This is a genomic window from Kitasatospora sp. NPDC058046, from assembly GCF_042885595.1.
In the GTDB taxonomy this organism is placed as follows: domain Bacteria; phylum Actinomycetota; class Actinomycetes; order Streptomycetales; family Streptomycetaceae; genus Kitasatospora.
On the sequence record NZ_JBHVRS010000012.1, the window covers coordinates 219,145 to 236,243 of the forward strand.

Consider the following 17,099-nt stretch of genomic DNA (forward strand, 5'->3'; position numbering starts at 1 on the left):
GTCGGCGGCGGGCTGGGGCGGGGTGGGGCCAGCCCCACCCCTGGCCGGGGTGCAGGTGGATTCTGCCGTCGCGCCGCCGTCCCTAGCGTTGATCGCGTGCCGTCCGAGGTTGCGGGCGGGCGTGGTGATGCGGGGAGGGCGAGGTGTACGGAACGGTGCGCGCGGGGCGGGGGGTCCGGTGTTGCGGCTGTCGGGGTTGCGCAAGCGGTTCGGGGCGCGGTGGCGTTGGGAGGTCGGTCTTCGCGCCGGCCAATCGGGGCTGGTTCCTGGCCCGGTACCTGCCGTCGGCGGTCGGGTTCGTGCTGGGGGCGCGTCGGCTGACTCGCGGTCAGCGGGGGGTGGTGCCCGGGGGGACGTGCGAGCGGACGGCTGCGATCATGAACGGCCCGTACGACCGAATCCGACCGGAGGCCCCGTGAGCAGCCCGCAGACCCCAGCCGCCCGTGAGCCGGACACCGCCGAACCGGGCCGCGGCGCCGCCCGTGAGCTGCGCGCCGCCGTACGGGCGCTCGGGCGGCTCGCCGCCTTCACGCTGCTGATACCGGTCGGGGTGGGGCTGACGACGGCTTTCCTGCTGTCGTTCGTGATCTGGGGCTGCCTCGGGATCTTCCCGTTCTTCCCGACCGCCACCCGGATGGTCCGCTCCGCCGCCGGAGCCGCCCGGTGGGCGGCCGGCCACTGGTCGCAGGTGCCCGTACCGCCGCCGTACCGGCCGCGCCCGACCCTGGAACGCACCCTCCACGGCTGGTACTGGACCGGCCACGACTACCACCGGAACCGCTGGTTCGCCGGCATGTCCCTCGACGTCCGCTGGCTCTGGACCGACCCGGCGACCTGGCGCGACGTCCTCTGGGTGCTCGCCGACCCGCTGGTCGGCGGCGGCATCGCGGCCGCGCCCGTGCTGCTGGTCGGCGCCGGCCTGTACGGGGTGGTCCAGGCGCCGTTGCCGTACGACCTGCCGTTCGGCGGCCCGGTCGCGCTGCTCCTCGGCCTCCTCGGCCCGGTGCCGATCGCTGCCGGACTCGCCCTCGCCCGGCCCGCGCTGCGCCTGCACGGCCGGTGGACCCGCGCCCTGCTCGGCCCCACCGAACGCTCCCGGCTCGCCCGGCGGGTCGAGCAGCTCACCGAGATCCGGCTGGACGCCACCGAGGCCCAGGCCGCCGAACTGCGCCGGATCGAACGGGACCTGCACGACGGCGCGCAGGCCCGACTGGTCGCGGTGAGCCTGCGCCTCGGCGCGGTCGCGGCACTGGTCGACCGCGACCCGGGCCAGGCGAAGCAGGTGGCGACGGACGCCCAGGAGAACGTCACCCAGGCGCTCCAGGAACTGCGCGACCTGGTCCGCGGCATCCACCCGCCGGTGCTCGCCGAACGCGGCCTCGTCGAAGGCGTACGGGCGCTGGCGCTGGACGTCCCGCTGAAGGTCGAGGTCCGGGCCGAACTGCCCGGACGGGCCGAGGCGCCGGTGGAGTCGGCGGTCTACTTCGCCGTCAGCGAGGCGCTCACCAACGCCGTCAAGCACGGCGAGGCCCGGCACGCCACCGTGCACCTCACCCATGCCGCCGGACTGCTCCGCGCCGAAGTCACCGACGACGGCCGCGGCGGCGCCGACCCCGACGGGGGCAGCGGCCTGCGGGGCATCCGGCGCAGACTCGCCGCGTTCGACGGTACGCTCACGCTGACCAGCCCCCCGGGGGGTCCGACCAGGCTGATCATGGAGCTACCGTGCGTGTTGTCCTCGCTGAGGACCTCGTCCTGCTGAGGGACGGCCTCTCCCTGCTGCTCAGTGCCCACGGGCACGAGATCGTCGCAGCGGTGGAGAGCGGCCCCGAACTGGCCGCCGCCATCGCCGAACACCGCCCCGACATCGCGGTGGTCGACGTCCGCCTGCCCCCCACGTACACCGATGAGGGACTCCAGGTCGCGCTCGCCGCCCGCCGCGTACGGCCCGGCCTGCCGGTCCTCGTCCTCTCCCAGCACGTCGAACAGCTCTACGCCCGGGAGCTGATCGCCGACGGCACCGGCGGCGTCGGCTACCTCCTCAAGGACCGCGTCTCCAAGGCCGACCAGTTCGTCGACGCCGTCCACACCGTCGCCGCCGGCGGCACCGTGATGGACCCCCAGGTCATCTCCCGCCTCCTCGCCCGCAACGCCGACGACCAGCCCCTCGCCCTCCTCACCCCGCGCGAACGCGACGTCCTCGCCATGATGGCCGAAGGCCGCTCCAACGCCGCCATCGCCCAACGGCTGCACTTCAGCGAGGGCGCCGTCAGCAAGCACACCTCCAACATCTTCGCCAAGCTCAACCTCGGCGCCTCCGACGACGACAACCGCCGCGTCCTCGCCGTCCTCGCCTACCTCGACGGGACGCGCACGCCCTGAGGCGGCGTGCGACGCCCACGTGTCCGGAGTTTCTGTCGCACAGGGGACCGATGTGCCCGCGATGGTGATCATTTAGGAGTACATGGCGAATGTACTGAACATTCTCCTGACTCCCCATCAGGTGTAAGATGCGGCAACCATGGTTCCGCGCCGAGAGCAATACCAATGGGGGCAGGCATGGCTCGCCGATGGGAAGCCGATCCTTCCGCTTCGTTGCAGAAACGCCTCGGGAAATCCGCCAAGGAACTGGGATCGTCCGACGGAAAGGACGAATGCCCGGACATCTGGCAGCTCTCGAACGGCGATGTCGCCGTCATCGGTCGCGATCTCACGGAGGACTACCGCGGGCGGCTTCCCGAAGGCGTCGTCCTGGGCCCGGGTGGGCGGCTCGTCGTCATCCCCGGCCTCATGGTGAGCACGGCGAAGGCGGACATCCCGGATGCCTGATCGGAACGCCCCCGAGCTGCGGCCCGAGTGGGGCGAGCTCCTCGCCCGGGACGACTACAAGCGTGACTTCCGCGAGCGGGACGCGCTGATCCGCGGCCGGGACTCGTGGAAGTTGGAGCGTCGCCAGTACTTCGAGGAGCAGGGCAGCCCGAGCTGGGAGGCCGCCCGGCGGGGCGACTGGGGCGAGGCGCTGCGACTTCTGGAGGACCGGCGCCCGGCGCTGCTCGCGATCGGGCGGGAGGACGCGGCGCGGCGGTCCTTCTTCCACCGGGTGCGAGTGGTCGAGCGGCCGTGGACGGACTACCTGCGCTGGCAGCTGCACTCGCTGCGGATCCGAGCCGAATGCGGGGAGCGCGTCCGTATGGTCGACGCCGTGGAACTGGCCGATTCCGAGGAATTCGGACAGCTGCCGGAAATCGTCGTTCTCGGCGGCCGTACGCTCTATCAGGTGCGGTATTCGGAGGCGGGAGTTCCGGCCGGTGGGATCAGGTACACCGATCCCGGTCTCGTCCTCCGGTGGGAGGGATATCTCGCGGATCTCCACCGGGTGGGCGAGGACGTTCTGGCGTACTTCGAACGTGAAGCCGCACACCTCCTCCCACCCGCGTAGGAAAAGGAGCGCAGTGGCAGACGAGCACGTCGGGTCCACCGGCGACCCCGGAAGCACGCGCTCCACCGTGTCCGGGTCCTCCGCCCAGGACGTGGTCCAGGCCAGGGACGTCAGCGGAGGCATCCACTTCCACGGCGGACCCGACCGGCCGAACAGCACCCCGACTCCGCGCCAACTGCCCGCCGACGTACGCGGCTTCGTCAACCGTACGGTCGAACTCCAGCAGCTGAACGACGCCTTGGCGGGCGATCACCCGAACCCCGACGCCGCCGCTGCCGTCGTCGTCATCGCCGGAACCGCCGGCGCGGGGAAGACCTCGCTCGCCCTGCACTGGGCCCACCAGGCCCGGCACCGCTTCCCCGACGGCCAGTTGTACGTCAACCTCCGCGGCTACGATCCGGGCCGGCCCGTCACCGCCCAGGAGGCCCTCCACCGCTTCCTGACCTCCCTCGGCGTCGCCGTTCAGGCCGTCCCGCCCGATCCCGACGCGGCGGCCGCCCTCTACCGCTCGGTCCTCGCCGAGCGCCGCGTCCTGGTGGTCCTCGACAACGCCGCCAGCGCGCAGCAGGTCCGGCCGCTCCTGCCCGGCAGCGCCGGAAGCCTCGTCCTGGTCACCAGCCGCAGCCGGCTGTCCGGCCTCGCCGTACGCGACGGCGCCCGCCGGCTCACTCTGCGGACCCTGCCCGAGGCCGAGGCCGTCGCCCTGCTGCGGGCCGTCACGGCCGGGCACCGGTCCGAGGACGACCCGGCGAAGCTCACCGAACTGGCCCGCCTCTGCGCCCAACTGCCGCTGGCCCTGCGCATCGCGGCCGAACGCGCCGCCAGCCTGCCCCACATGGGACTGGACGACCTGATCAACGACCTCCGTGACGAGTCCGCGCTCTGGGACGCCCTCAGCGTGGGCGACGACGAGGACGCCGACGCCGTCCGTACGGTCTTCGCCTGGTCCTACCGGGCCCTGCCCGACCCGGTCGCCCGCCTGTTCCGGCTCCTCGGCCTCCACCCCGGCCCCGACTTCGGGCTCCACGCCGCGGCCGCCCTCGCCCACCTCACCCCCAGCCGGACCCGGCAACTCCTCGACTCCCTCGTCGGCGCCCACCTCGTCGAGCAGAGCGCGCCCGACCGCTACCAGTTCCACGACCTCCTGCGCGCCTACGCCACCGACCAGGCCCAGCACGAGGAGGCCCCCGCACAGCGTCAGTCGGCCCTGCGCCGGGTGCTCGACTGGTACCTGCACACCGCCGACGCCGCCCAGCAGTGGTTGCGGCCGGCCGAGGCCCGGCTACCGCTCGACCCGGTGTCCGACGGAGTCCGGCCGGCGGCCTTCGCCGACTACAACGCCGCCGTGGACTGGGCCGAACGCGAACGCGTCAACCTCCTTCAGGCCGTCCACGCCGCCTCCGCCGCGGGCGAGGACCGGCGGACCTGGCAGCTGGCCGCCGTCCTCTGGAACGCCCAGGCACCCTCCGCCCCCGGCGCGGACTGGCTCCCGGCAGGTCGGCTCGGACTGGCGGCCGCCGAACGCCTGGACGACACCGCGGCCCGCGCCCTGCTGCTCACCGACCTCGGCATGGGGCACACCCGGGTCAACTCCCTCGGCGACAGCCTGGAGTGCCACCGCAGAGCCCTGGCGCTCTGGCGCGAGCGCGGCGACGTGCTCGACGAGGCGCACTCGCTCAACCTGCTGGGACTCGTCCACCTGCACCGCCGACAACTGGACGACGCCGCACAGTACTTCGAGCAGGCTCTCGCCGCCTTCCGGCCGTTGGGCGAGGCCCAGTGGGAGGCCACCACGCTCGCCAACCTCGCCAGCACCCACTACCGCGCCGGACGCCTCCCCGAGGCCGCGACCGCCGTCGGTCAGGCGCTGGCCGCTCACCGCGCACTGAAGAACCAGCGGGGGGAGGGAAACGCCCTGCGCCTGCTGAGCGACATCCGACGCGAGGACGGCGACCAGGCCGGCGCACTCGCCTCGGCGCACGCGGCACTCGACATCGCCCTGAACCTCCGCGACCACCGGCTGGAAGGCTTCTGGCTCCTCACCCTCGGCGACGCCCAGCGGGCCGACGGCCAACCCGCCGACGCCCTCGACTCCTACCAGCGCGCCGCCGTCCTCCACCGCCGCCTCGGCGACCGCAGTCGCGAGGCCCTCGCCTGGTACGGCGCGGGCGAGACCTACCGCGACCTCGACCGTCACGCCGAGGCCGCCGCCTTCCTCCGCCGGGCCGCCACCGCCCACCACGAACTCGGCGACCGCTGGCACGAGGCACTCGCCCTCGACGCCCTGGCGGCGACGGTGTCCGCGGAGGAGCCGGAGGCCGCCCGGCGGCACCGGACGGAGGCGCTCGCACTGCTGGACGGGTACGAGGACGCGCGGGCGGTCGCGGCGCGGGAACGGATCGCGCGGCGGGTGGAGGCGGGCTGACGGCGGCCGTGGCGCGTCGCGGGTGCGGCGAGGCCACGGCCGCTGGTGGTTCGGGGGTCGGTGGAGGCCGGTGCGGGCCTGGTGTGCGAGCGCCTCGGTGGTGGCTCGGCGGTCAGGCGGCGAAGGCGGCGAGGAGCTTGTCGGTGAGGCGGTCGAGGTAGTCGGGGGCGGTCGCCGTGTGGACGACGGCGAGGCGCCAGTACAGCGGGCCGGCGAGGAGGTCGAGGGCGAGTTCGCGGTCGAGGTCGGTGGGGAGTTCGCCGCGGTCGACCGCTCGTTCCAGCAGGTCGGTGGCCTTGCTGCGGCGGGGGTCGCGGACGGCGGTCAGCAGCACCTGTGCGAGTTCGGGGGTGCGGACGGCTTCGGCGAGCAGGTCGGGGATGATCTTCGCCGGGAGCGGGTGGCGCAGCGCGTCCGCGGTCGCGGTGAGGAAGGCGAGGACGTCGCCGCGCAGGGTGCCGGTGTCCTTGGTCTCGGAGGCGTCCACGGCCACGGCGCGGATCAGGGCGACGGTCATGTCGAGCTTGGACGGCCAGCGGCGGTAGATGGCGGCCTTGCCCGCCCCGGCCCGCTTGGCGACCGTCTCCAGGGAGAGCCGGGCGTAGCCGACGGCCGCCAGTTCCTCGAAGAAGGCGGCCGCGATCGCCTCGGTCACGGAGTCCTGGAGCACCGGCCCGCCGGGCGTCCGGCGTGCGGGGGGCGTGGCGGCGTCGGGGGCGGCGGAGGTGTCGGAGGCCGGCCGGGGCGCGGGGGTGCTGGGCATGCCCCGAACCTACATCAGGCGGAACGCTTGCGTCTCGACTGGGTGAGGGCTAGCGTCATAGGCGAGACGGAACGGTTCCGTCTCGCCAAGACCCCGGGAGTGCACCATGCGATTCCTCTTCGAGGACGAGTCCTTCTCCTTCGAGACGCTTCGGGCGGCCGGATTCGCCGACTACGGCGGCGCCGACCTGGGCGAGGTCGTGGCCACCGCCCGGAACATCGGCGAGGGCGACGAGGAGGCCTGGCTGCGCGAGTGGAAGGCCACCGCGGAGCGCGTCCACGGCATCGGCAGCCGCGCCCTGGCGGCCGGGCACCGGGTCAGCGCCCGCGAGGCCCTGCTGCGCGCGTCGAACTACTACCGCACCGCCGAGTTCTACCGCCGCGACGACCCCGCGAACGACCCCGAGGCCAAGGGCCTGTCCGCCCTCTCCCGGGAGACCTTCGCCGCGGCGGCGGCCCTGATGGACACCCCCGTCGAGGCCGTGGCCATTCCCTACGAGGGCACGCACCTGCCCGGCTACCTGTTCCTCGTCGACGACTCCGGCGCCCGGCGCCCCACCGTCCTGTTCACCAGCGGCTTCGACTCGACGCTGGAGGAGGCGTACTTCGCCGTAGCCGCGGCCGCGCTGCGCCGCGGCTACAACGTCCTCGCCTACGACGGGCCGGGCCAGGGCGCGGTGCTGCGCGAGCAGCAGCTGGTCTTCCGGCCGGACTGGGAGGCCGTGGTGACCCCGGTGGTCGACTACGCGCTGACCCGCCCCGAGATCGCCGCCGACGGGCTGGTCCTGTTCGGGTACAGCCTCGGCGGCTACCTGGCCGCCCGCGCCGCCGCCCACGAACACCGCCTGGCCGCCCTGGTGTTGGACGACGGCCTCTACAACTACCGGGAGACCCACGACCGGTTCCTGCCGCCGTTCCTCCGCGAGTGGATCGAGGCCGGCCGGGACGACCTCGTGGAGCCCGTCATGGGCCTGTTCATGCAGGTGAGCACCCAGGTGCGCTGGGCGCTGCGCAACGGGGTGTGGACGTTCGGCGCCGCGTCGGTGGCGGACTACATCCGCCGTACCGCCGACTACACCCTCGACGGCGTCGCCCGGCTCATCGACTGCCCCACCCTCGTCCTGGACGCCGAGAACGACCAGTTCTTCCGCGGCCAGCCCCAGCAGGTCCGGGCCGCGCTGACCTGCCCGCACACGCTCGTCACCCTGCCCGAGGCCGAGGGCGCGGGCGAGCACTGCCACATGGGCGCCATGTTCCGCTTCCACCAGGTGGCCTTCGACTGGCTGGACACCACCCTGGCCGGGGCCGCCCGGCCCGCGAGCTGACGGGGGTCGGACGGGAGGGCGTCACCGCTGGTGGGCGCCCGGGGAGGGAAGGCGGCCGGCGGTGTGCCCGGTCGCCCACGAACCGCGCGGGCGGTAGCGTCACCCTTGGTCGCCAGGGCGTTACGGTGCGCGCCCGGTGGAGGGCGCAGGCCGGGCCCTGGGGCAGGCCCGCCGTCCCTTCCGTCGACCCGACAGGAGTCGCCCCCATGGCCGTCCCCACCGACTTCGACCAGCACGCCACCGGCTACAGCCTCCCGCACGCGTACTGGCTGGCCAAGGCCGCCGAACTCGCCTACCAGGACGAGGCCGCGATCGAGGAGCAGGCCCGCGCCTGGGGCTTCGACACCGTGCGCCACCACCAGACGCGCTTCACCCCGCCGTTCCCGCTGCAGGACACCCAGGCCTACACCATGGCCGGCGACAACATGATCGTCACCGCGTTCCGCGGCACCGAGCCCGCGCAGATCCGCGACTGGCTCACCGACTCCACCACCCCGCCCTGGCCGGGCCCCGCCCGGACGGGCTACGTCCACTACGGCTTCGCCGAGGCCCTCGAATCCGTCTACCCGGACGTCGCCAAGGCCCTCTCCGACCTGCGGACCGGCGACCAGACCGTGTGGTTCACCGGCCACAGCCTCGGCGGCGCCCTCGCCATGCTCGCCGCCGCCCGGCTCGACCTGGAGGAGCCGAGCCTGGCGGCCGACGGCGTCTACACCTACGGCCAGCCCCGGACCTGCGACCGGCTGCTCGCCGCCGCGTACGACAAGGGCCTGCGCGGGCGCACCTACCGCTTCGTGCACGGCAACGACATCGTCCCCGAGCTGCCCCCGGAGCCCGCCTTCACCCACGTCGAGGCGCTGCGCCACATCGACTCCGCGGGCCGCGTCCAGGAGAAGGTCCCGCTGGTCTCCGCGCTGACCGACCGGGCCAAGGGCCTGGGCGCCGCGGCGTTCTCCCCGGACGGCGAGGGCATCCGCGACCACCTGATGCGCAGTTACCTCGCCGCGCTGGAGAAGGCCCTGGCCTGACCGGCGCGGACTGGAGGGCTCGCGCCGGGGCGGGGGCGAACGGGACGGGCGCGGGCCCGGTGATCTTGGACGGATAGGCTGCCGTGAACTCAGGTCCTCGCGGTGAGGACGGAACTGATGAGGATCGGTGGTGTACGGACATGATGGGACCGGCGCATTCGCTGTCGGGTGCGGCCGCTTGGCTGGGGGTGGGCGCGGCGGCGGCCGGGATGGGGGAGCCGATGCCCTGGCCGGTCCTGCTCGCGGGGGCGCTGATCTGTGCGGGCGCGGCCCTGGCGCCCGACCTGGACCACAAGGCGGCGACGATATCCAGGGCGTTCGGGCCGGTGTCCCGGGCGCTCTGCGAGGTGATCGACAACCTCTCGTACGCGGTGTACAAGGCCACCCGCGGCAAGGGCGACCCGCGGCGCTCGGGCGGCCACCGGACGCTGACGCACACCTGGCTCTGGGCGGTGCTGTGCGGGGCGGGCGCGGCGGCGGTGGCCGTGTACGGCGGCCGCTGGGGCGTGCTGGTGGTGCTGTTCGTGCACATGGTGCTGGCGATCGAGGGACTGCTGTGGCGGCACGCCCGGGTCTCCAGCGACGTCCTGGTGTGGCTGCTGGGGGCGACCAGCGCGTGGATGCTCGCGGAGGTCCTCGACAAGCCCGGCAACGGCTCGCAGTGGCTGTTCGAGGAGCCCGGGCAGCAGTACCTCTGGATCGGCCTGCCGATCGCGCTCGGCGCGCTGGTGCACTGCCTGGGCGACGCGCTGACCGTCTCGGGCTGCCCGGTGCTGTGGCCGATCCCGATCGGACGCCGGCGCTGGTACCCGATCGGGCCGCCGAAGGGCATGCGGTTCCGGGCCGGAAGCTGGGTGGAGATCAAGGTGCTGACCCCGGTGTTCATGGGGGTCGGCGGGGTGTGCGGGGCGGGGGCGCTCGGCTTCTTCGGCAACGGCTGAGGTCAATGTTCCTTCGGGGGAGGGGAGTTGGCGGGGCGTCGACCGGGTAGGCACCGGTCGGCGCGGGAGATGGGGGAGGCCGGCCTCCGGCGCCGGGAGCGTGTCCGGTACTCCTCGCGGCCTTGGGAGCGTGACAGATGGCGTCCGTACCGGGAGAGGTGGCGATCGTCACCGGTGCCGCCAGCGGGATCGGCCGGGCGGCGGCGCTGCGGCTGGCCCGGGCGGGCTGGGCGGTCGCGGCGGTCGACGTCGACGCGGCCGGCCTGGCGGGGCTGGCGCGGGAGGCTCCCGGGGCGCGCCCGTTCGTCTGCGACGTCACGGACCGTACGGCGGTCGCCGCCGTGGTCCGGGACGTCGGCCGCGAACTGGGCCCGCCCCGGCGGCTGGTGCACTGCGCGGGCGTCGGCGTGATGGGCCGGCTGCTCGACCGGGACGCGGCCGACACCCTGCGGGTGATGGACACCGTGTACGGCGGCACGCTCCGCCTGGTGCACGCCGTCGTCCCCGCCATGGCCGCCCGGGGCGGGGGCCAGGTGGTCATCCTCGGTTCGATCGCGGGCTGGGTTCCGGTGCCGATGGGCGGGGCGTACGGGGCGGCGAAGGCGGCGGTCCACTTCCTGGCCGAGACCGTCGCGGCCGAGCACCGGAAGGACCGGATCCAGGTCGTGTGCGTCTGCCCGCCCGCGGTGGAGACCCCGATGCTGGACCGGATGCGCGACGACTCCCCCGAACTGATGGGCCGGGTCCGCGGGTTGAGCACCGAAGCGGTCCTGGACTCGATGGACCGCGCCCTGGCGCGCGGTCGGCTGTGGGCCTTCCCCGGGCGCGGCACCCGCGCGATGTGGACCGCCCGGCGCCTGGCGCCCCGCCTCCTCGGCCGGACGATCGGCCGCCTGGTGGTCGGGAAGTAGCCGGGGCGCTGGTCGGGGGGTAACCGGGGTGCGGCCGCCGGCGCGGCCGCTCAGCGGGCCGCGAGCAGGCCGTCCACCAGGGCGTCGAGGCCGTCCCGGTAGGTGTCCTGGGCGGTGAGCGGCGCCCAGCGGTCCGCGAGCCCGGCCAGGCGGGGGAGTTGCTCCGGGTCGAGGTCGGCGAAGACCTGCTGGCGGTGGGTCGGGCGGTCGTCGGCTGGCCGTCGGCGGGCCGTCGACGTGCGGACCATGATCTCGCCGGCCGTGTAGTACCAGATGGCGCGGTAGCCCTGGACGGCCCGTTCCGGGGACAGGCCGCAGGCCACCAGGCCGTCGACGATCTGCTCGACGAACCAGAGCGAGTGGGCGGACATCAGGCTGTCCCCGGTCAGCACCTCCACGATCCACGGACAGGCGGCGAGCGCCTCGTGGATGGCGGCCGCCGCGGCGACGACCCGTGCGCGCGGCTCGGCCGGGAGCGCCGTCGGTCGCAGCGTTCGCGCGGCGTAGTCGTCCAGCAGCAGGACGAGCAGCTCCTCCTTGTCGCGGACGTGGTGGTAGAGCGCCATCGGCGTGCTGCCGACCTCGGCGGCCAGGCGGCGCATGGTCAGCCGCTCGACGCCCTCCTCGTCCACGATCCGGCGGGCCGCCGTGACGACCTCCTCCCGGGAGATGCGGGGAGGCCGACCGGTGGCCTTGCGCCGCGCGGCGGGCTGCGCCGCGGCGGGCCGCGCTCCGGCCGGCTGGGGGGTGGCGGACGGCGGGGTGGAGGGCTGCTGCATGACCCCATCATCACCCGGGACTCGACAGTGGGGATCGCCCGGGGTTACTTTCTATACATGTACAAAAATTCACGGGGGCGCCCCGGCCGGGTGCTGGCGGCGGTGGCCGTCGCCCAGTTCGTCTTCGCCCTGGACATGTCGGTGGTCAACGTCGCCCTGCCCGCGATCCGGACCGACCTGGGATTCGCCCCGCTCGACCTCTCCTGGGTCGTGCACGTCTACGCACTCACCTTCGGCGGGCTCCTGCTGCTCGGCGGCCGCGCGAGCGACCTGTACGGACGGCGCCGGCTGCTCCTGTTCGGCCTGGCCGTCTTCGGCCTCTGCTCGCTCGGTGGCGGGCTGGCCCAGGAGCCCTGGCAGCTGGTCGCCGCCCGCGCCGGGCAGGGCGTGGGCGCCGCGGCGGCCGCCCCGGCCGCGCTCGCGATGCTCACCACCACGTTCACCGAAGGGCCCGGGCGGGTGCGCGCGCTCGGCGTGTGGAGCGCGACGAACGCCGCCGGCGGCGCCCTGGGGGTGCTGGCGGGCGGGCTGCTGACCGAGTACGCGAGCTGGCGCTGGGTCATGCTGGTCAACCTGCCCGTCGTGGCGACGGCGCTCGCCCTGCTGCCCGCCGAGGCGCGGCCCGGACAGCCCGTGAAGTCCGTACGGCGGGAGCGGCCGGACGTGCCCGGCGCCGTCCTCGCGACCGCCGGGATCGGGCTGCTGGTGTTCGGCGTGGTCCGCACCGACGTCCGGGGGTGGGGCTCCCCGGCCACCCTGGGGACGCTCGCCGCCGCCGGCGCCCTGCTGGCCGCCTTCGCCGTCACCGAGGCCAGGACCGCCGCGCCGCTGCTCCGCCTCGGCCTGCTGCGCAGCCGCTGGGTGGCCGGTGCCAACGTGCTGGTGTTCCTGGCCGCCGCCGGGCAGTTCACCGCCTTCTACTTCGTCTCGCTCTACCTCCAGCAGGTCCTGGGCCTGGGCGCCGCCGCCACCGGCCTCGCCTTCCTGCCCTTCTCGGCCGGACTGGTCGCGGGCACCGTGCTCGCCACCCGCGTCGTCGCGCGCCGCACTCCGCGGGCCGCCCTGGTGCCCGGGGCCGTGCTGGCCGCCGCGGGCCTGGCCTGGTTCGCGCTGATCAGCCCGGACGGCGGCTTCCTCACCGACGTCCTCGGCCCGTCGCTGGTCACCAGCGTCGGCACCGGACTGGTCCTGGCCCCGGTCGCCGCCGCCGGGACCACCGGTGTGGCCGCCCGCGAGGCCGGGACGGCCTCCGGCCTGCTCAACAGCTCGCGCCAGCTCGGCGGCTGCGTCGGCCTGGCCGCCCTGGCCACCGTCGCCGCGCACCGCACCGGCGGCGCCACCGACCCCGTCGCCCTCAACGACGGCTACGCCACCGGACTGGCCGTCACCGCCGGGCTCTTCGTCCTCGCCGCGCTGGTGGCGGTCGCCGTGCTGCCCCGGCGGCGGCCGGGGGCGCCGGGCCTCCCCGACCCGCTCACCCCCGTAGCGGAGGGCCCGGCAGAAAGCTCCGCGCGGAACCGCGCGGAGAACCGACTGGAAGGAACCCGCTCATGACGACCACGCCGATCGAGGCCGTGGACCTGTTCTCCTCGGCCCTGCACATCCACCCCGACGGCGACGTCCGGGCCACCGGGCGGCGGATGACCGGCGGCGACGCCGGGGCCTGGCAGATCGCGACCTTCCACGTGGAGAGCGACGCCGAGGTCCACGCCGACCACTGGGAGATGCACCCCGAGGCCGAGGAGGCGGTCTGCTGCCTGGCCGGCGGCGTCCGGCTCTTCCTCCGCCCGGTCGAGCCCGGTGAGCCCGGCGAGGCCGAGTCGGTGGTACGGCTGACGGCGGGCACCGCCGCGATCGTGCCCCGGGGCCGCTGGCACCGGTTGGAACTCGACGCCCCCAGCGACCTGATGTCGATCACCCTTCGGACGGGTACCCGGCTGGAGCCGCGCACCGAGGCGGGCTGACCGGCGCGGCGAGGGCCGTGGCAGGGTGGTCCGGCACGCGCCGGACCACCCTGGCATGTCCGCCAACACCCCTTGCAGCCAAGGAAGTTGACGTCAGGCCGAGGGTGCGGCGGAGCCGGCGATCCGCGCCAGCAGGGCGGCGAGCTCCCCGGGCATGGACAGGAACGGGGAGTGGCTGCTGGGCAGCCGGTGGACGGTGTCGGCGCGGGCCGCGAGCCGGTGCTGCTGGGACAGGTCGAGGGCCTGGTCCTGGTCGCAGACGACGTAGCTGGAGGGCACCGTGCGCCAGCCCGCCGTGGTCACCGGCTCGGTGAAGGACCGGACGCTCTGCGGGCTCAGCCGGGCCACCGCGCGGTCGGCGACGTCGGCGGGCACATCGGCGTAGTACTCCTGGCGGGCGTGGGCGACGTCCGGCGGGGTGTGGCCCGTGTCGTCCTCCGGTGAGGGAATCCCCAGGAAGGAGAACGTGCTCTCGCCCACGTCCAGTTGGAAGGCGGAGACGTACACCGCCCGCACCACGTTGGCGGCGCCCGCGACGGCCTCGGTGGCGGGGGCGCCGCCGTAGGAGTGGGCGACCGTCACCACCGGGCCGTCGATCCGCCGCAGGTGGTCGCGGATCACGGCGGCGTCCTCCAGCAGGCCCGCCGACCGGGTGCCGTCGGGGTGGGCGGCGGAGCTGGGCAGGTCCACGGCGTGGGAGCGCCAGCCGTCGGCGGCGAGGGCGGCGCGCAGGGGGTCCCAGCACCAGGCGCCGTGCCAGGCGCCGTGGACCAGCAGGAACGTGGGGCGGTCGGGGGCGGCGGTCACAGGCGGGTCCTCCGTCGTACGGGGCGCGGGCGGTGGGCCCGTCCGAGTATCCGTGGTGAACGTGACGGCGGTGTGACGCCGGGCGTGTCGCTGGCGCACCCGGGCCGGCCGTCAGCGGCCTCCGGTGGCGACGGCGGCGGCCGCCGCCGTCCCGGTGAGACCGTGACGCTCCGCCAGCACACCCGCCTGGAAGCGGCTGTCCGCGCCCAGGGAGCTGTAGAGGCCGGCGATGTGCCGCCGGCAGTTGCGCAGCGAGAGCCCGAGCCGGCGGGCGATGACCTCGTCCTTCAGGCCGTCGGCGAGCAGCCGCAGGATCGTCGTCCGGAGCTCGTCCGAGACGGCGCGGGCGGCGGCCGGGCCGCTGCGGAAGGCCTCGCCCTGGTGCCAGAGCGTCTCGAAGGAGTCGGCCAGGTGGGCCACCACCGACGGCTGGTCCACCAGGACGAGCCCGTCGGTCCGTCCCCGCTCCGGCAGGAAGGCGCTCTCCCGGTCGACGACCAGCAGCGGGCCGCAGCTCTCCCCGGTGGTCCGCACCTCGGCGCCGGCCCGTTCCGCGGCCCGGGCCTGGCGCTGGGTGGGCAGGTGGAAGCGCGCGGGGTGCTGGTGGACGATCCGGACCCGCAGCGCGGGGTCGGTGCGCGGCAGTTCGGCCACGACCAGGTCGGCCAGCGCCGCCGCGGTCGGGTCGCCGCCGGGGCAGCAGAGGACGACCTCCCGGCGGGCCCGCAGCAGCCGGTCGCCGACGATCGCGTGCACGGCGCCGTGGTCCGGCGGCACCTCCTCCGGCCGTACGGCGGGTGCGCCGGTCTCCGGCCGCCCGTGGACCGCCTGCGCGGCCGTCCACGACTGCTCGGCCCGCCACGACTGCCCGGTCACGGGCCGGACCGGTGCGGGCCGGTCCCGGCGGACGGCCCAGGCGTAGAAGGCGACGGTGCCGTCGCCCGGCCCGGCGGCGGGGGTGGTGGGGGCCGGGACGGAGCCCGGTGGGGCTCCTGGTGCGTGTGGGGTGAACGCGATGTGGACGGTTCCACGTTCTCTCATGACAGCCCTCTTGACAGCTGGTGGCGGCCGACGGTCGACGGTCGCGTCCGGCGGTCGGTCGGCCCCGGAAGCGGTTGTTCGATCGTCGTCAACGTTCGCGGCGGCCGCCAGGGGGCGAGGGGGCCAGGAAGTTGTTGGCCGACTGAGGAGGGGTGGATGAATCCGGTGAAAACGGACGCGGTCCGGTCGTCGGGGCGGGAGGCCCTGCTCGATCGCGAGACGCGGCTGGTCTACGAGTGGGCGGTGCGGCACCGGCGGGTCGAGCCCGCCGACCTGGCGCGGATCTCCGCCGACCTCGGGCTCGGCGAGGCGCGCTGCCGGGCGGCCGTCGACCGGCTGGCGGCGCTGTGCCTGCTGGTGCGGCGGCCGGGAGCCGGGCCGGGCTGCTTCGCGGCGGTCGGCCCGGAGGCGGCCGCCGCGCGGCTGACCGGACGGGAGGAGGCGCGGCTGCGCATCGCGGAGGCCGAGCTGGGCCGCCGTCAGGCCGCGCTGGCCGGGCTGCGCGCCGAGGTGGCCTCGCTGGAGCCGGTGTACCGGGCGCAGGGCGGCGGCGTGGACGGCTCGGTCCGCCTGCTGGAGGACGCCCACGCGGCCGGTTCGGCGCTCGGCTCCGTGGTGGGCGCCGCCAAGGAGGAGGTGCTGACCGTCCAGCCGGGCGGCGGGCACCCGCAGGCGGACCTGACGGAGGCGCTGCCCCGGGACCTGGCCGCGCTGGGGCGGGGCGTCCGGCTGCGGAGCCTGTACCAGCACCCGGCCCGGTTCGACCCGCCCACCCGTTCCTACGCGGAGCTGGTCATCGCCGCGGGGGCGGAGGTCCGGACCCGCGCCGAGGTGCCGGCCCGGCTGGTCGTGGTGGACCGGACCACGGCCTTCGTGCCGGCCCGGCTCGCCACCGGAGCGGCGCTGCTGGTCCGGGAGCCGTCCCTGGTGGCGTACTTCGTCGGGCTCTTCGAGCACGAGTGGAGCCAGGCGGTCCCGTACGACACCGCGCCGAGGGCCGCCCGTACGGTGTCCCGCGAGGTCGAGGACGTGATCGCGGTGCTGCTCGCCGCCGGGGAGAAGGACGACACGATCGCCCGGCGGCTGGGCATGTCGACCCGCACCTGTCGGCGCCACATCGCCGAGCTGCTGGCGCGTCTGGGCGCGCAGAGCCGGTTCCAGGCCGGGGCGTTGGCCGAGCGGGCCGGGCTCACCGTCCCGGCGGACGCCACCGGGCCCTGCTGAGGCCGGCCCCAACCCGGCGGGCTCGGCGGACGGCGGCCCGGGCTCGGCGGACAAGGGCCCCGGTACGACGGACGGAGGCCCGCCGGGTGGTCCCGGCGGGCCTGCGCGTCGTCGGTCGGAGGATTACTCCGCAGCCTCGACCGGGGCGCCGAACGGCAGGTGCAGGTCGGTGCTCCAGTGGCTGAACGGGACGGCCGCGTCGTCCTGGGCGGCCTCGAGCGCCTGGAGGGAGAGGATCGTCGACATCAGAGACCGGCCTCCTCGGCGACGGGCGCCTCGGCGCGGTAGTGGGCGAAGCTGCTCCAGTGGCTGTTGGGCTCGACGGCACCGGTGCCGGTCTCGCTCTGGAGGCCCTGGAGGGCCAGGATCTGGGTCATGGTCGTTCCTTTCCGTGGTGGTGCCGGCCACCGGATGGTGGCCGTGGTGGTCCCCCCGGTCGCGGGGCCTCGAAGC

18 protein-coding genes are annotated in these 17,099 nt (G+C 75.0%); 12 read left to right on the forward strand and 6 right to left on the reverse strand.

Going from position 1 to position 17,099, the window contains the following annotated elements; all coding sequences use genetic code 11:
• Nucleotides 1–415: 415 nt before the first annotated feature.
• The 5 genes from ACFVU7_RS24475 to ACFVU7_RS24495 all read left to right on the forward strand — a co-directional run bounded on the left by ACFVU7_RS24475 (nt 416) and on the right by ACFVU7_RS24495 (nt 5,864).
• On the forward strand, nt 416–1,762 hold the full coding sequence (locus ACFVU7_RS24475; protein WP_388047140.1) for a sensor histidine kinase: 1,347 nt from the start codon (nt 416–418) through the stop codon (nt 1,760–1,762).
• Nucleotides 1,726–2,382: a LuxR C-terminal-related transcriptional regulator gene (locus tag ACFVU7_RS24480; protein WP_387972519.1), complete on the forward strand. Its 657-nt coding sequence runs from the start codon at nt 1,726–1,728 to the stop codon at nt 2,380–2,382. The genes ACFVU7_RS24475 and ACFVU7_RS24480 overlap by 37 nt, the downstream gene beginning before the upstream one ends.
• A 177-nt stretch (nt 2,383–2,559) precedes the next feature.
• Nucleotides 2,560–2,829 carry a hypothetical protein gene (locus ACFVU7_RS24485; RefSeq protein ID WP_388047143.1) on the forward strand — a complete coding sequence of 90 codons (270 nt, stop codon included), beginning with the start codon at nt 2,560–2,562 and terminating at the stop codon, nt 2,827–2,829.
• Nucleotides 2,822–3,439 (forward strand): DUF6879 family protein, encoded by a 618-nt coding sequence (locus tag ACFVU7_RS24490; protein WP_388047146.1) that lies wholly within the window; start codon nt 2,822–2,824, stop codon nt 3,437–3,439. The genes ACFVU7_RS24485 and ACFVU7_RS24490 overlap by 8 nt, the downstream gene beginning before the upstream one ends.
• Before the next feature lie 13 nt (nt 3,440–3,452).
• Nucleotides 3,453–5,864 carry an ATP-binding protein gene (locus ACFVU7_RS24495; protein ID WP_388047149.1) on the forward strand — a complete coding sequence of 804 codons (2,412 nt, stop codon included), beginning with the start codon at nt 3,453–3,455 and terminating at the stop codon, nt 5,862–5,864.
• 112 nt (nt 5,865–5,976) lie between these two features.
• On the opposite strand, the gene ACFVU7_RS24500 is transcribed toward ACFVU7_RS24495, so the two are convergent.
• A complete protein-coding gene (locus tag ACFVU7_RS24500; RefSeq protein ID WP_388047152.1) occupies nt 5,977–6,627 on the reverse strand; it encodes a TetR-like C-terminal domain-containing protein in 651 nt (216 codons plus the stop codon).
• A 106-nt stretch (nt 6,628–6,733) separates the two neighbouring features.
• On the opposite strand from ACFVU7_RS24500, the gene ACFVU7_RS24505 reads away from it, so the two are divergent.
• The 4 genes from ACFVU7_RS24505 (at nt 6,734) to ACFVU7_RS24520 (ending at nt 10,831) form a co-directional block, all read left to right on the forward strand.
• Nucleotides 6,734–7,951, forward strand: a complete 1,218-nt coding sequence (locus ACFVU7_RS24505) for an alpha/beta hydrolase family protein (RefSeq protein WP_388047155.1) — start codon at nt 6,734–6,736, stop codon at nt 7,949–7,951.
• Nucleotides 7,952–8,157: 206 nt separating this feature from the next.
• The gene (locus ACFVU7_RS24510; protein WP_380741030.1) at nt 8,158–8,979 is read left to right on the forward strand and encodes a lipase family protein; all 822 of its coding nucleotides are present in this window, start codon (nt 8,158–8,160) and stop codon (nt 8,977–8,979) included.
• A gap of 140 nt (nt 8,980–9,119) precedes the next feature.
• Nucleotides 9,120–9,920, forward strand: a complete 801-nt coding sequence (locus tag ACFVU7_RS24515) for a metal-dependent hydrolase (protein ID WP_049650939.1) — start codon at nt 9,120–9,122, stop codon at nt 9,918–9,920.
• A gap of 137 nt (nt 9,921–10,057) precedes the next feature.
• The gene (locus ACFVU7_RS24520; RefSeq protein ID WP_388047158.1) at nt 10,058–10,831 is read left to right on the forward strand and encodes an SDR family NAD(P)-dependent oxidoreductase; all 774 of its coding nucleotides are present in this window, start codon (nt 10,058–10,060) and stop codon (nt 10,829–10,831) included.
• A 50-nt stretch (nt 10,832–10,881) separates the two neighbouring features.
• Here ACFVU7_RS24520 and ACFVU7_RS24525 read toward each other — a convergent pair whose 3' ends face one another.
• Nucleotides 10,882–11,610, reverse strand: coding sequence for a TetR/AcrR family transcriptional regulator (locus ACFVU7_RS24525; protein WP_388047161.1), 729 nt, complete (start codon nt 11,608–11,610; stop codon nt 10,882–10,884).
• 57 nt (nt 11,611–11,667) lie between these two features.
• On the opposite strand from ACFVU7_RS24525, the gene ACFVU7_RS24530 reads away from it, so the two are divergent.
• Both ACFVU7_RS24530 and ACFVU7_RS24535 read left to right on the forward strand, forming a co-directional pair.
• Nucleotides 11,668–13,164, forward strand: coding sequence for an MFS transporter (locus ACFVU7_RS24530; RefSeq protein ID WP_388047164.1), 1,497 nt, complete (start codon nt 11,668–11,670; stop codon nt 13,162–13,164).
• A complete protein-coding gene (locus ACFVU7_RS24535; protein WP_380775654.1) occupies nt 13,161–13,574 on the forward strand; it encodes a cupin in 414 nt (137 codons plus the stop codon). The genes ACFVU7_RS24530 and ACFVU7_RS24535 overlap by 4 nt, the downstream gene beginning before the upstream one ends.
• 93 nt (nt 13,575–13,667) lie before the next feature.
• Here ACFVU7_RS24535 and ACFVU7_RS24540 read toward each other — a convergent pair whose 3' ends face one another.
• The gene (locus tag ACFVU7_RS24540; RefSeq protein ID WP_388047167.1) at nt 13,668–14,381 is read right to left on the reverse strand and encodes an alpha/beta fold hydrolase; all 714 of its coding nucleotides are present in this window, start codon (nt 14,379–14,381) and stop codon (nt 13,668–13,670) included.
• Nucleotides 14,382–14,492: 111 nt separating this feature from the next.
• Complete coding sequence (locus ACFVU7_RS24545; RefSeq protein ID WP_388047170.1) at nt 14,493–15,422, reverse strand: response regulator transcription factor; 930 nt, start codon at nt 15,420–15,422, stop codon at nt 14,493–14,495.
• A gap of 156 nt (nt 15,423–15,578) precedes the next feature.
• Between ACFVU7_RS24545 and ACFVU7_RS24550 the strand changes: the two genes are divergently transcribed.
• The gene (locus ACFVU7_RS24550) at nt 15,579–16,646 is read left to right on the forward strand and encodes a LuxR C-terminal-related transcriptional regulator (RefSeq protein WP_388047173.1); all 1,068 of its coding nucleotides are present in this window, start codon (nt 15,579–15,581) and stop codon (nt 16,644–16,646) included.
• A 123-nt stretch (nt 16,647–16,769) separates the two neighbouring features.
• On the opposite strand, the gene ACFVU7_RS24555 is transcribed toward ACFVU7_RS24550, so the two are convergent.
• A complete protein-coding gene (locus tag ACFVU7_RS24555) occupies nt 16,770–16,892 on the reverse strand; it encodes a hypothetical protein (protein WP_255357467.1) in 123 nt (40 codons plus the stop codon).
• On the reverse strand, nt 16,892–17,023 hold the full coding sequence (locus tag ACFVU7_RS24560; protein ID WP_259316466.1) for a hypothetical protein: 132 nt from the start codon (nt 17,021–17,023) through the stop codon (nt 16,892–16,894). The genes ACFVU7_RS24555 and ACFVU7_RS24560 overlap by 1 nt, the downstream gene beginning before the upstream one ends.
• Nucleotides 17,024–17,099: the final 76 nt, after the last annotated feature.

Excerpts from the sequence above, each read along its gene's own strand:
- ACFVU7_RS24555 (WP_255357467.1), bottom strand. The coding sequence starts at position 16,892 with ATGTCGACGATCCTCTCCCTCCAGGCGCTCGAGGCCGCCCAGGACGAC.
- ACFVU7_RS24515 (WP_049650939.1), top strand. The coding sequence starts at position 9,120 with ATGATGGGACCGGCGCATTCGCTGTCGGGTGCGGCCGCTTGGCTGGGG.
- ACFVU7_RS24545 (WP_388047170.1), bottom strand. The coding sequence starts at position 15,422 with ATGAGAGAACGTGGAACCGTCCACATCGCGTTCACCCCACACGCACCA.
- ACFVU7_RS24535 (WP_380775654.1), top strand. The coding sequence starts at position 13,161 with ATGACGACCACGCCGATCGAGGCCGTGGACCTGTTCTCCTCGGCCCTG.
- ACFVU7_RS24560 (WP_259316466.1), bottom strand. The coding sequence starts at position 17,023 with ATGACCCAGATCCTGGCCCTCCAGGGCCTCCAGAGCGAGACCGGCACC.
- ACFVU7_RS24520 (WP_388047158.1), top strand. The coding sequence starts at position 10,058 with ATGGCGTCCGTACCGGGAGAGGTGGCGATCGTCACCGGTGCCGCCAGC.
- ACFVU7_RS24510 (WP_380741030.1), top strand. The coding sequence starts at position 8,158 with ATGGCCGTCCCCACCGACTTCGACCAGCACGCCACCGGCTACAGCCTC.
- ACFVU7_RS24530 (WP_388047164.1), top strand. The coding sequence starts at position 11,668 with ATGTACAAAAATTCACGGGGGCGCCCCGGCCGGGTGCTGGCGGCGGTG.
- ACFVU7_RS24485 (WP_388047143.1), top strand. The coding sequence starts at position 2,560 with ATGGCTCGCCGATGGGAAGCCGATCCTTCCGCTTCGTTGCAGAAACGC.
- ACFVU7_RS24525 (WP_388047161.1), bottom strand. The coding sequence starts at position 11,610 with ATGCAGCAGCCCTCCACCCCGCCGTCCGCCACCCCCCAGCCGGCCGGA.
- ACFVU7_RS24500 (WP_388047152.1), bottom strand. The coding sequence starts at position 6,627 with ATGCCCAGCACCCCCGCGCCCCGGCCGGCCTCCGACACCTCCGCCGCC.
- ACFVU7_RS24505 (WP_388047155.1), top strand. The coding sequence starts at position 6,734 with ATGCGATTCCTCTTCGAGGACGAGTCCTTCTCCTTCGAGACGCTTCGG.
- ACFVU7_RS24550 (WP_388047173.1), top strand. The coding sequence starts at position 15,579 with ATGAATCCGGTGAAAACGGACGCGGTCCGGTCGTCGGGGCGGGAGGCC.
- ACFVU7_RS24490 (WP_388047146.1), top strand. The coding sequence starts at position 2,822 with ATGCCTGATCGGAACGCCCCCGAGCTGCGGCCCGAGTGGGGCGAGCTC.